Here is a 12,154-nt window from a genome sequence, read left to right as displayed (position 1 = left end):
GTCGACATCGCGCTCCGAAGGGAGCTTCCCCGATGACGCCGACCCTACCAATGGCGTCGCAGCACCCGCCTGCGGCTCAGCTCTGCTGCTTGGTGGCCAGCGCCACGATCCGGCCGACGTTCACGGCCCAGCCGAGGCCGAACGTGCGGGGCGTGATCAGCCGGGGATCCTCCGGATTCCACCAGCTGGCCAGCAGCCGGTCGACGGTCGGGATCCGGAAGTCGTACGGCACGTACGCGATCCGGCCGTGCCAGGTGCGCTGGTCGGCCGGCTTCGCCAGTTCCTGCACCACCGCGGCCACGGTCAGGCCTGCCGCCACCACGCCGATCGCCTTGCCCAACGGGCCCTTCTTCTTCGCCACGACGGCCACCTCCTCGTTCTGAACGGTCAGCCTATGTCGGGCGGACCACGCCCGCGCCCCGAGTTTCCCGCCGCGGCGGGGTTCCGGGGTCGCCGGCGGCCGGATCGACCCGACATTCCGGCCATGGCCGGGTTTGCCTGCCCCGACGCGAGAAGCCGATCCGGCCGCGTATGCATAGTCATGCGGGCTGTGGCATACTCATGCAAATGCGGACAGTGGCAGTCGCCGGAGCGACCGGGTACGCGGGCGGGGAGATCCTCCGGCTGCTCCTCGGTCATCCCGAGGTCGAGATCGGCGTGGTCAGCGCGGGAGCCAGCGCCGGGTCGCGACTCGGCGAGCACCAGCCCCACCTCGTGCCCCTCGCCGACCGGGTCGTCACCGACAGCAGCGTGCAGACCCTGCGCGGTCACGACGTGGTCTTCCTGGCCCTGCCGCACGGGGCGTCGGCGCAGGTCGCCGCCGAGCTCGACCCCGACACCGTGGTGATCGACTGCGGCGCCGACTTCCGGCTGCTCGACGCCGCCGCGTGGGAGCAGTTCTACGGCACCCCGCACGCCGGCACCTGGCCGTACGGGCTGCCGGAGCTGCCCGGTCAGCGCGAGAAGCTGGCCGGCACCCGCCGGATCGCCGTGCCGGGCTGCTACCCGACGACCGGCACGCTGGCGCTGCTGCCCGCGGTCACCGCCGGGCTGATCGATCCCGCCGACGTGGTCATCGTCGCGGCCAGCGGACCGTCCGGTGCCGGCCGGAGCCTCAAGCGGCACCTGCTGGGCGCCGAGCTGATGGGCTCGGCCAGCGCGTACGGCGTCGGTGGCGTCCACCGGCACACCCCGGAGCTGGTGCAGAACCTCACCGCCTGCGGCGGCTCTGGCGTTGCGGTGTCGTTCACGCCGATGCTGGTGCCGATGTCGCGGGGAATCCTCGCCACCTGCTCGGCGCCGGTGCGCGATGCCGGACTGACCACCGAGCAGGCGCACCGGGCCTACCTGGACGCGTACGCCGACGAGCCGTTCGTGCACGTGCTGCCGGCCGGCCACTGGCCGCAGACCCAGGCCGTGCTCGGCTCCAACGCGGTCCACGTCCAGGTGGCGGTGGACCCGGCGGCCGGCCGGCTGATCGCCGTCGCGGCGCTGGACAACCTGACCAAGGGCACCGCCGGCGGCGCGATCCAGTGCATGAACCTGGCCCTCGGACTGCCGGAGGCCCTCGGGCTGAGCACGGTCGGGGTCGCGCCCTGATGAGCTGGGAACTGACCAGGCATCCGGGCGAGCTCGCCCTCGTCCAGCTGCCGGCGCACGCCAGCCTGCCGCGCTGGGCGTACGACGAGGACGGGGAGGCTCCGTTCTGGAGTGTCGCCCGGACGGCTGAGGAGTTGTCGATCATCTGCGGCTACGACGCCGTGCCGGGAAGCGTCAGCGCGTCCGGTCCGTATCTGGCGTTCAGCATCGACGGGCCACTGGACCACTCGCTGATCGGCGTGCTGGCCGGGCTACTCGCCCCACTCGCCGCTGCGGGGGTGTCGGTGATGGCCCAGTCCACCTTCGACACCGACTGGATCCTGGTGCCGACACCGCAGGCCGAGACCGCCGCAGACGTCTGGAGCGCCGCCGGCCATGCCATCACCGTCGTCGAGGAAGAGGACTCGTGACCACAACGACCCCCAAGGGCTTTCGGGCCGCGGGACTGTCCGCCGGGTTGAAGCCGAGCGGCAAGGACGACCTGGCCCTGGTGGTCAACGACGGTCCGACGTACGCGGCGGCAGGGTTGTTCACCAGCAACCGGGTCAAGGCGGCGCCGGTGCTGTGGTCGGAGCAGGTGCTGCGCACCGGCACCGTCCAGGCGGTGATCTTGAACTCCGGCGGCGCCAACGCCTGCACCGGCCCGGACGGCTTCGCCGATACCCACCGCACCGCGGAGGCGGTGGCCGCCGCGCTGGACATCGGTGCGGTCGACGTCGCGGTGTGCTCGACCGGGCTGATCGGTGAGCGGCTGCCGATGGACAAGATCAGCGGCGCCATCTCGCCGCTGGTGAATGCGCTGAGCGCCGACGGCGGCGCGGATGCGGCGCGGGCGATCATGACCACCGACACCGTGCCGAAGACCGCCGACTACGAGGCGGACGGCTGGTCCATCGGCGGGATGGCGAAGGGCGCCGGCATGCTCGCTCCGGGGCTGGCGACGATGCTGGTGGTGATCACCACGGATGCGGTGATGGACCCGGCCGCCCTCGGCGATCACCTGGCCCGGGCCTGCTCGGTGAGCTTCGAGCGGATCGACTCCGACGGGTGCATGTCCACCAACGACACCGTCCTGCTGCTCAGCAGTGGTGCCTCGGGGACCGCGGTGGACGACGACGAGTTCGAGGCCGCGCTGACCGGGGTCTGCCTGGACCTGGCGCGGCAGCTGATCGACGATGCCGAGGGAGCCGCGCACACGATCGCGATCACCACCCGCGGCGCGGCGAGCACCGCCGACGCGGTCGAGGTCGGCCGGACGGTGGCTCGGAGCAACCTGCTCAAGTGTGCCGTCTTCGGCCGGGATCCCAACTGGGGCAGGGTGCTGGCCGCGATCGGCACCACCGCGGCCGCCTTCGAGCCCGACCGGCTCGACGTGGCGTTCAACGGTGTCCGGGTCTGCCGGGCCGGCGGGATCGGCGAACCCCGCTCGCTGGTCGACCTGTCCTCGCGCGCGGTCCGGATCGAGATCGATCTGCACGCCGGCGCCGCCGAGGCCACCATCTGGACCAACGACCTCACCTACGACTACGTCAAGGAGAACGCGGAGTACTCCACATGAGCGTGTCTGGTTCCGAGCACCAGCTCACCTTGATCGAGAAGGCGCAGATCCTGACCGAGGCGCTGCCCTGGCTGGAGACCTACGCCGGCAAGATCGTGGTGATCAAGTACGGCGGCAACGCGATGATCGACGACGACCTCAAGCGGGCCTTCGCCTCCGACATCGTGTTCATGAAGCGCTGCGGCGTCCACCCGGTCGTCGTGCACGGGGGCGGTCCGCAGATCTCGGCGATGCTGAACCGGCTGGGGATCGCCTCGGAGTTTCGCGGCGGGCTGCGGGTGACCACGCCCGAGGCGATGGATGTCGTCCGGATGGTGCTGGTGGGCCAGGTCGGCCGCGACCTGGTGAACTTGATCAACGCCAACAGCACGCTGGCCGTCGGGATGTCCGGCGAGGACGGCGGCCTGTTCACCGCGGAGCGCCGGGGCGCCCTGGTGGACGGCGAGCTGGTGGACATCGGGCTGGTCGGCGACGTCACCTCGGTGCATACCGAGGCCATCGCCGGGCTCATCGCCGGCGGCCGGATCCCGGTCGTGGCCAGCATCGCCCCGGACGCGACCGGCCAGGTGCACAACGTGAACGCCGACACCGCGGCCGCCGCACTCGCGGTGGCGTTGGGCGCCGAGCGGCTGGTCGTGCTGACCGACGTCGAGGGCCTCTACCGCGACTGGCCCAACAGCACCGACATCGTCAAGGAGCTCCCGGCGTCGGAGCTGCGCGAGCTGATGCCGAGCCTGTCCGCCGGCATGGTGCCGAAGATGGAGGCCTGCCTGCGGGCGGTCGAGGGCGGGCTGACGCGGGCGACCGTCACCGACGGCCGGGTGCCGCACTCGCTCCTGCTGGAGATCTTCACCAATGCCGGCATCGGCACGATGGTCACCCAGGACGGCCTGATCCGGCTGGGTAGCCGGGTCTTCTCCGCCGACACCGGCATCCCGGTCCACGAGCGCTACAACGGGGAGTTCCTGCTGCCCCGCGAGGAGATCTGAATGAGTTCACCTGTCGCGGTCAGCGACCAGCTGAGCGGCCTGGCCGGCTCCGGCGTCGGCTCGGCGGCCGTGCTGGAGCGCTATGACCAGGTGTTGATGAAGACGTTCGGCACGCCGAAGCGGGTCTTCGTCCGCGGCGAGGGCTGCTACGTCTGGGACGCCGAGGGCCGGCGCTATCTGGATCTCCTGTCCGGCCTGGCGGTGAACGCTCTCGGGCACGCGCACCCGACCGTGCTGTCGGCGATCACCGGCCAGATCGCGACCCTGGGTCACGTCTCGAACTTCTTCGCCACGCCGGCCCAGGTCGCCCTGGCCGACCGGCTGGTGGCGATGGCGGCCGGTCACCGGCCCGGTCGGGTGTTCTTCACCAACTCCGGCACCGAGGCCAACGAGGCGGCGTTCAAGATCACCCGGCTGACCGGGCGGACCAAGATCATTGCCTGCGAGGGCGCATTCCACGGCCGTTCGATGGGTGCGCTGGCGATCACCCATTCGGCGAAGTACCGCGAGCCGTTCGAGCCGCTGCCGGGCGAGGTGACGTTCGTGCCGTACGGCGACGCCGACGCTTTGGCGGCCGCCGTCGACGGCGAGACCGCGGCGGTGGTGGTCGAGCCCATCCAGGGCGAGAACGGTGTGGTCGTGCCACCGGCGGGTTATCTGACCCGGGCCCGCGAGCTCACCGCAGCGCACGGCGCGCTGCTGTGGATCGACGAGGTGCAGACCGGAGTCGGCCGGACCGGCGACTGGCTGGTGCACCGGGCGGAGGGCGTCGACGCGGACATCGTCACGCTGGCCAAGGGCCTGGGCAACGGCTTCCCGATCGGCGCCTGCGTCGCCGCCGGAGCGGCCGCCGAGCTGCTCGGCCCGGGATCCCACGGCAGCACGTTCGGCGGCAACCCGGTCGCCGCGATCGCCGGTCTCGCGGTGCTGGCCGTGATCGAGCGCGACGGGCTGCTCGCGCACGCGACGGCGATGGGGGAGCACCTCGTGGACGCCGTCGGCCGGCTGGGCCACCCGCTGGTAGCCGGCGTCCGCGGTCGCGGGCTGCTGCGCGGGATCGTGCTGACCGAGCCGATCGCGGGCGCGGTCAGCGATGCGGCGCTCGACGCGGGCTTCGTGATCAACGCGCCGCGGCCGGACGTGCTCCGGCTGGCGCCGCCGCTGATCGTCACCGCCACCCAGCTCGACGGTTTCGTGGCCGCGCTGCCGGGGTTGTTGGACACCGCGCGGGAAGGGGAGCACTGATGGTCCGCCATCTGCTGGCCGACGACGATCTGTCGGCCGACGAGCAGGCCCTCGTCCTCGACCTCGCCGCCCGGATGAAGGACGAGCCGTTCGCCGTACGGACGTACGAGGGACCGCGCAGCGTCGCCGTCCTGTTCGACAAGCCGACGCTGCGCACGCAGAGCTCGTTCGCGGCCGGCATCGTCGAGCTCGGCGGCTTCCCGTTGGTGGTCGACTCCCGGCTCGCCGCCATCGGCACCCGGGAGTCGGTCGCCGACGTAGCCCGGGTGCTCGGCCGGCAGACCGCGGCGATCGTCTGGCGGACCTTCGCCCAGTCCGACCTGGCGGAGATGGCCGCCTTCGCGGGCGTACCGGTGGTGAACGCGCTGACCGACGACTACCACCCGTGCCAGGTGCTCGCCGACCTGCTGACCGTCCGCGAACACGCCGGCGCGTTGGCCGGCGTGACGTTGACCTACACCGGCGACGGCGCCAACAACATGGCCAACTCCTACCTGCTGGGCGCCGCACTGGCCGGCATGCACGTCCGGATCGCGGCACCGGAGGGGTTCCAGCCGTCCCCCGAGCTCGTCCGGCGGGCCGGCCGGATCGCCGACAGCACCGGCGGCAGCGTGCAGGTCACCGACGCGGCGGCGGACGCGGCCACCGGTGCCGACGTCATCGCTACCGACACTTGGGTGTCGATGGGGATGGAGGACTCGCGGACCGACCCGGAGGCGGTCTTCGGTCCGTACGCGCTGGACGCCGCGCTGCTGGCCCGGGCCAACTCGGACGCGATCGTGCTGCACTGCCTGCCGGCCTACCGGGGCAAGGAGATCGCCGCCGACGTGATCGACGGCCCGCAGTCCCGGGTCTGGGACGAGGCGGAGAACCGGCGGCACGTGCAGAAGGCCGTGCTGGCCTTTCTCGACGAGCAGGCCGCACGGTGATCGCGGTGATGTCCGCGCCGCTCACCAAGACCGCCCGGCAGGCACGGATCGTCGCGCTGCTGACCCAGCATGAGGTGCGCTCGCAGACCGAGCTCGCCGACCTGCTGAGTGCCTCCGGTGTCCAGGTCACGCAGGGCACGCTGTCCCGCGACCTGGTCGAGGTCGGCGCGTCCCGGATGCGCGGCAGCGATGGCCACCTGGTCTACGCGGTGCCCGGCGAAGGCGGGGACCGGAGCCCGCAGTCGGGGGAGTTCGCAGCCTTCGAGGGCCGCCTGGTCCGGCTGTGCGGGGAGATCCTGGTCTCCGCCAGCGCCTCGGCGAATCTCGTGGTGCTGCGCACCCCGCCCGGCGCCGCGCAGTACTTCGCCTCGGCCATCGACCGGGTCGCCTGGCCGGAGATCCTGGGCACGATCGCCGGCGACGACACCATCTTGCTGATCACCGGGGACCCGCAGGGCGGGGCGGCCATGGCCGACCGCTTCCTGACGATGAGTGCCCGGACCGCACCGGGCGCGAGCGAACAGGAAACCGCATGAGCGCCGGGCACGAGGGCAGGCTGTGGGGCGGCCGGTTCGCCGGTGGGCCGGCCGAGGCGATGTTCGCGCTGAGCCAGTCCACCCAGTTCGACTGGCGGCTGGCCTCCTACGACATCGCGGGCTCCCGCGCGCACGCCCGCGCGCTGCACCGGGCCGGGCTGCTGACCGAGGCCGAGCTGGCCGGGATGCTGGCGGGACTGGACCGGCTGGACGCCGACGTCCGCTCCGGTGCGTTCGGGCCGGCGCCGACGGATGAGGACGTTCACGGCGCCCTGGAGCGCGGGCTGATCGAGCGGGTCGGGGCCGACCTCGGCGGCCGGCTCCGGGCCGGCCGCTCCCGCAACGACCAGATCGCGACCTTGATCCGGCTCTATCTGCGCGACGCGCTCGCCGAGGTCGGGGCCGCGGTGCTCGAGGTGGTGGACGCGCTGCACGCCCAGGCCGAGCGGCACCTCGGCGTCGCGATGCCCGGCCGGACCCACCTGCAGCACGCGCAGCCGTTGCTGCTGTCGCACCATCTGCTCGCGCACGCCTGGCCGTTGATCCGTGACCGGCAGCGGATCGCCGACCTCGATCGCCGGCTGGCGGTCAGCCCGTACGGCTCGGCCGCGCTGGCCGGCACCTCCCTCGGCCTGGACCCGGAAGCGGTGGCCGCCGAGCTCGGGTTCAGCGCCAGCGTGCCCAACTCGATCGACGGTACGGCCGCCCGTGACCTGGCCGCAGAGGCCGCGTACGTCCTCGCCCAGATCGCTGTGGACCTGTCGCGGCTGAGCGAAGACGTGATCCTGTGGGTCACCCACGAGTTCGGCTTCGCCACCCTCGACGACGCCTGGTCGACCGGGTCCAGCATCATGCCGCAGAAGAAGAACCCGGACGTGGCCGAGCTCGCCCGCGGCAAGGCCGGCCGGCTGATCGGCAACCTGGCGGGCCTGCTGGCCACGTTGAAGGGGCTGCCGCTGGCCTACAACCGGGATCTGCAGGAGGACAAGGAACCGGTCTTCGACTCGATCGACCAGTTGCTGGTGCTGTTGCCGGCGGTGGCCGGGATGGTCGGCACCCTGACCTTTCACCCGGACCGGATGGAGGCGCTCGCACCGCGCGGCTTCTCGCTCGCGACCGACGTCGCCGACTGGCTGGTGCGGCAGCGGGTGCCGTTCGCGCAGGCGCACGAGATCGCCGGCGCCTGCGTCCGGTTCTGTGAGCAGAACGGTCTCGAGCTCTCCGACCTGACCGCCGATCAGCTGCCGCAGATCGCACCGGAGCTCACCCCGGATGTGCTGGACGTGCTCACCGTTGCGGGCTCGATCGCCAGCCGCAACGGGCGTGGCGGGACGGCGACCGCCCAGGTGCGCGCCCAGCTGGCCGAGATCGCGACCGTGCTGGCGGAGTTCAGCGGCTGATCCCGGCGACGCTTTTCGGGCGCTCGATCGCCGTTTCCTGCCCGCTCGGCGCCCGATCGCGGTTCGAGCGCCCGAAATGCGACAGCACAGGTCCACGCCACCGGTTCCCCTGTTCGTCTAGGGTGTCAGCGGCCGGGTCGACGCGACCCTGTGCCGGCGGACGATGGCGCGCGATCGGTCGGGCGCCCGGATCGACATGGTGAAGGTGATGAACGCAGTCCTCGACGAGCTGAAGTGGCGTGGCCTGATGGCGAACTCGACCGACGAGGCGGCGCTGGCCGAGCACCTCGACGCCGGACCGGTCACCTTCTATGTCGGCTTCGACCCGACCGCACCCAGCCTGCACATCGGCCATCTCGTCCAGTTGCTCGTCGCCCGGGTGCTGCAGCGCAACGGGCACCGACCGCTGATGCTGGTCGGCGGCTCGACCGGCCTGATCGGCGACCCGAAGGAGACCGGCGAGCGGGTGATGAACCCCAAGGAGACGGTGTCCGGCTGGGTCCGCAGCATCCAGCGCCAGGTGTCCCGGTTCGTGGACTTCGCCGGGGAGAACCCGGCCCGGATGGTGAACAACCTGGACTGGACCGGCGAGCTGAACACGCTCGACTTCCTGCGCGACATCGGCAAGCACTTCCCGGTCAATCGGATGCTCGCTCGCGACGTGGTCCGGACCCGGCTGGAGGAGGGCATCTCCTACACCGAGTTCTCCTACGTCCTCTTGCAGTCCTTCGACTACCAGCAGCTGTTCCGGACGTACGGGTGCACGCTGCAGTTCGGCGGCAGCGACCAGTGGGGCAACATCACCGCCGGGGTCGAGCTGCTCCGCCGGTCCGACGGCGCGCATGTGCACGCGTTGGCGACGCCGTTGCTGACCAAGGCGGACGGGACGAAGTTCGGCAAGACCGAGTCCGGCACGGTCTGGCTCGATCCGCAGCTGACCTCCCCGTACGCGTTCCATCAGTTCTTCCTGAACGCCGAGGACGCCAAGGTGATCGACTACCTGAGGGTGTTCAGCGAGCGGCCGCGAGCCGAGATCGAGGACCTGGCCCGGCAGACCGCCGAGGCGCCGCAGCTCAGGGCGGCCCAACGAGCCCTGGCCGACGACGTCACCGCGATGGTCCATTCGCCGGCGGACCGGGACGCCGCGGTGGCCGCCGCCGCAGCCCTGTTCGGGCGGTCCGAGCTGGCGGATCTGTCCGCGGAGGTGTTGTCCAGCGTCGTGCAAGAGCTGAAGGCCCCGGAGCTGGCGGCCGCCGGCGAGCTACCGAGCGTCGTGGACGTGCTCGAGCGCACCGGAGTCGTCGCCAGCAGGTCGGCCGGCCGCCGCGCGATCGCCGAGGGCGGGGCGTACGTGAACAACCAGCGTGTCACCGACCCCGATGCCCGGCTGCGCGAGGAGGACCTGCTGCACGGCCGGTACGTCGTCGTGCGGCGCGGCAAGCGCACGGTGGGCGCGGCGTCGGTGATCCGAGGCTGACCCCGTCGGGCGCGGCTTGATCGGATCGCTATCGTTGATCCTGACCCGTGGTGAGGGACCGCAGCAGCGGATCGGGAACCCGGGTCGCGCAGGCCAGGACGATGTGGCGCGAGCCACAAACACTCCGACTTGACTGCGGTCGAGGACGAGCGTATTGTTCTCTAGGCCCCACGGGGGTGCGGGACGCGGCAGGGAAACCTGCAGCGGCCGACCCGAGGGCCCACACCTACGAGAGATCTCCGATCCAGATTTCTGGTCTCGGAGATCGAAGCGTGGGGGTGAATGGGAGAAATGACCCGGATTTGACTCCGGATAATCTCTTCCGTAAGGTTGATCGAGTTGCCCGAACCGGGATGAAGATTCCGGGAAAAGCAACAAAACGGAATGCAAATCGCCGATTTGACATGGTGAGAAACACTCCGTAAGGTTAGTCGAGTTGCCCCAAACCGGGAATTGAAAGCCCCGGTGCGGTGTGCACCCGAAGCTTGAGAACTCAACAGCGTGCTAAAAGTCAATGCCAAATAATGCACAAAAACCCCGTGCCCAGGCAGATTGACTCACTCGAAGCAATTCGGAGAGTCGGTTTCTTGGGTTCGGATTCCTTTGATTGATTGACAAAAAGATCCAGCGATGGATCGTCTTGTCAGCGATCGAACTTGTTGATGACGATTCACCCGCATTCGTGCGGGCGCATCGATAGATTTCAACGGAGAGTTTGATCCTGGCTCAGGACGAACGCTGGCGGCGTGCTTAACACATGCAAGTCGAACGGTAAGGCCTCTTCGGAGGTACACGAGTGGCGAACGGGTGAGTAACACGTGAGCAACCTGCCCTTGACTCTGGAATAACAGCTGGAAACAGCTGCTAATACCGGATATGACCTCTTGCGACATCGCACGGAGGTGGAAAGCTCCGGCGGTCAAGGATGGGCTCGCGGCCTATCAGCTAGTTGGTGGGGTAACGGCCTACCAAGGCTTCGACGGGTAGCCGGCCTGAGAGGGCGACCGGCCACACTGGGACTGAGATACGGCCCAGACTCCTACGGGAGGCAGCAGTGGGGAATATTGCACAATGGGCGCAAGCCTGATGCAGCAACGCCGCGTGCGGGATGACGGCCTTCGGGTTGTAAACCGCTTTCAGCTTCGACGAAGCGCAAGTGACGGTAGGAGCAGAAGAAGGACCGGCCAACTACGTGCCAGCAGCCGCGGTGATACGTAGGGTCCGAGCGTTGTCCGGAATTATTGGGCGTAAAGGGCTTGTAGGCGGTTTGTCGCGTCGGAAGTGAAAACTCAGGGCTTAACTCTGAGCCTGCTTCCGATACGGGCAAACTAGAGGGATGCAGGGGAGAACGGAATTCCTGGTGGAGCGGTGGAATGCGCAGATATCAGGAGGAACACCGGTGGCGAAGGCGGTTCTCTGGGCATTTCCTGACGCTGAGAAGCGAAAGCGTGGGGAGCAAACAGGCTTAGATACCCTGGTAGTCCACGCCGTAAACGGTGGGCACTAGGTGTGGGACTCATTCCACGAGTTCCGTGCCGAAGCTAACGCATTAAGTGCCCCGCCTGGGGAGTACGGCCGCAAGGCTAAAACTCAAAGGAATTGACGGGGGCCCGCACAAGCGGCGGAGCATGCGGATTAATTCGATGCAACGCGAAGAACCTTACCTGGGTTTGACATATACCGGAAAGCTGCAGAGATGTAGCCCCCGCAAGGTCGGTATACAGGTGGTGCATGGCTGTCGTCAGCTCGTGTCGTGAGATGTTGGGTTAAGTCCCGCAACGAGCGCAACCCTCGTCCTATGTTGCCAGCGGATAATGCCGGGGACTCATAGGAGACTGCCGGGGTCAACTCGGAGGAAGGTGGGGATGACGTCAAGTCATCATGCCCCTTAAGTCCAGGGCTTCACGCATGCTACAATGGCTGGTACAAAGGGCTGCAATACCGCAAGGTTGAGCGAATCCCAAAAAGCCAGTCTCAGTTCGGATTGGGGTCTGCAACTCGACCCCATGAAGTCGGAGTCGCTAGTAATCGCAGATCAGCAACGCTGCGGTGAATACGTTCCCGGGCCTTGTACACACCGCCCGTCAAGTCATGAAAGTCGGTAACACCCGAAGCCGGTGGCCTAACCCCTTGTGGGAGGGAGCCGTCGAAGGTGGGACTGGCGATTAGGACTAAGTCGTAACAAGGTAGCCGTACCGGAAGGTGCGGCTGGATCACCTCCTTTCTAAGGAGCAACTGGCGAGCATGTCTCGTCCATGTTCGGTTGGTCAGACGCATGTTCTGACGCCGAACTGCTCTGGAATGTGGAACATTGACCAGTTAGCCGGCGCACTCGAATTGCCTCATCAGTACAACCCACGCGAGTGGGAGTGGAACCCCGAGGGATGAGAGTGGCCGGCAAGCACGCTGTTGGGTCCTGAA

General features: G+C 68.9%; 10 protein-coding genes and 1 rRNA gene. 10 read left to right on the top strand and 1 reads right to left on the bottom strand.

Going from position 1 to position 12,154, the window contains the following annotated elements; genetic code table 11:
- Nucleotides 1-76: 76 nt before the first annotated feature.
- Nucleotides 77-361 carry a DUF5808 domain-containing protein gene (locus ABD747_RS00845; RefSeq protein WP_344801168.1) on the bottom strand — a complete coding sequence of 95 codons (285 nt, stop codon included), beginning with the start codon at nt 359-361 and terminating at the stop codon, nt 77-79.
- Between the two features lie 206 nt (nt 362-567).
- Between ABD747_RS00845 and argC the strand changes: the two genes are divergently transcribed.
- From argC to ABD747_RS00795, 10 genes are all read left to right on the top strand, one after another.
- A complete protein-coding gene (argC, locus tag ABD747_RS00840) occupies nt 568-1,599 on the top strand; it encodes an N-acetyl-gamma-glutamyl-phosphate reductase (protein WP_425562458.1) in 1,032 nt (343 codons plus the stop codon).
- The gene (locus tag ABD747_RS00835; RefSeq protein ID WP_344801166.1) at nt 1,599-2,009 is read left to right on the top strand and encodes an ACT domain-containing protein; all 411 of its coding nucleotides are present in this window, start codon (nt 1,599-1,601) and stop codon (nt 2,007-2,009) included. Before argC ends, ABD747_RS00835 begins: the two co-directional genes overlap by 1 nt.
- Nucleotides 2,006-3,157: a bifunctional glutamate N-acetyltransferase/amino-acid acetyltransferase ArgJ gene (gene argJ / locus ABD747_RS00830; RefSeq protein WP_344801165.1), complete on the top strand. Its 1,152-nt coding sequence runs from the start codon at nt 2,006-2,008 to the stop codon at nt 3,155-3,157. Before ABD747_RS00835 ends, argJ begins: the two co-directional genes overlap by 4 nt.
- Nucleotides 3,154-4,146: an acetylglutamate kinase gene (gene argB, locus ABD747_RS00825; protein ID WP_344801164.1), complete on the top strand. Its 993-nt coding sequence runs from the start codon at nt 3,154-3,156 to the stop codon at nt 4,144-4,146. The genes argJ and argB overlap by 4 nt, the downstream gene beginning before the upstream one ends.
- A complete protein-coding gene (locus tag ABD747_RS00820) occupies nt 4,147-5,391 on the top strand; it encodes an acetylornithine transaminase (RefSeq protein WP_344801163.1) in 1,245 nt (414 codons plus the stop codon).
- Nucleotides 5,391-6,320, top strand: a complete 930-nt coding sequence (argF, locus tag ABD747_RS00815) for an ornithine carbamoyltransferase (protein WP_344801162.1) — start codon at nt 5,391-5,393, stop codon at nt 6,318-6,320. The genes ABD747_RS00820 and argF overlap by 1 nt, the downstream gene beginning before the upstream one ends.
- Before the next feature lie 8 nt (nt 6,321-6,328).
- Entirely contained in the window at nt 6,329-6,856 is a 528-nt protein-coding gene (locus tag ABD747_RS00810; protein WP_344801244.1) for an arginine repressor, read from the top strand.
- Entirely contained in the window at nt 6,853-8,256 is a 1,404-nt protein-coding gene (argH, locus tag ABD747_RS00805) for an argininosuccinate lyase (RefSeq protein WP_344801161.1), read from the top strand. Before ABD747_RS00810 ends, argH begins: the two co-directional genes overlap by 4 nt.
- A gap of 208 nt (nt 8,257-8,464) precedes the next feature.
- Nucleotides 8,465-9,733: a tyrosine--tRNA ligase gene (gene tyrS, locus ABD747_RS00800; RefSeq protein WP_344801243.1), complete on the top strand. Its 1,269-nt coding sequence runs from the start codon at nt 8,465-8,467 to the stop codon at nt 9,731-9,733.
- A gap of 703 nt (nt 9,734-10,436) precedes the next feature.
- A 16S ribosomal RNA gene (locus tag ABD747_RS00795) occupies nt 10,437-11,957 on the top strand.
- The last annotated feature ends 197 nt before the right edge of the window (nt 11,958-12,154 follow it).

Source organism: Microlunatus ginsengisoli (genome assembly GCF_039537205.1).
Lineage (GTDB): Bacteria > Actinomycetota > Actinomycetes > Propionibacteriales > Propionibacteriaceae > Microlunatus > Microlunatus ginsengisoli.
This window is presented reverse-complemented; position numbering and strand designations above follow the sequence as displayed.

What these genes read in the sequence shown, in the direction of transcription:
- argC (WP_425562458.1), top strand. Translation starts at nt 568, where the DNA reads ATGCGGACAGTGGCAGTCGCCGGAGCGACCGGGTACGCGGGCGGGGAG.
- ABD747_RS00835 (WP_344801166.1), top strand. Translation starts at nt 1,599, where the DNA reads ATGAGCTGGGAACTGACCAGGCATCCGGGCGAGCTCGCCCTCGTCCAG.
- argB (WP_344801164.1), top strand. Translation starts at nt 3,154, where the DNA reads ATGAGCGTGTCTGGTTCCGAGCACCAGCTCACCTTGATCGAGAAGGCG.
- ABD747_RS00820 (WP_344801163.1), top strand. Translation starts at nt 4,147, where the DNA reads ATGAGTTCACCTGTCGCGGTCAGCGACCAGCTGAGCGGCCTGGCCGGC.
- argF (WP_344801162.1), top strand. Translation starts at nt 5,391, where the DNA reads ATGGTCCGCCATCTGCTGGCCGACGACGATCTGTCGGCCGACGAGCAG.
- ABD747_RS00810 (WP_344801244.1), top strand. Translation starts at nt 6,329, where the DNA reads ATGTCCGCGCCGCTCACCAAGACCGCCCGGCAGGCACGGATCGTCGCG.
- argH (WP_344801161.1), top strand. Translation starts at nt 6,853, where the DNA reads ATGAGCGCCGGGCACGAGGGCAGGCTGTGGGGCGGCCGGTTCGCCGGT.
- tyrS (WP_344801243.1), top strand. Translation starts at nt 8,465, where the DNA reads ATGAACGCAGTCCTCGACGAGCTGAAGTGGCGTGGCCTGATGGCGAAC.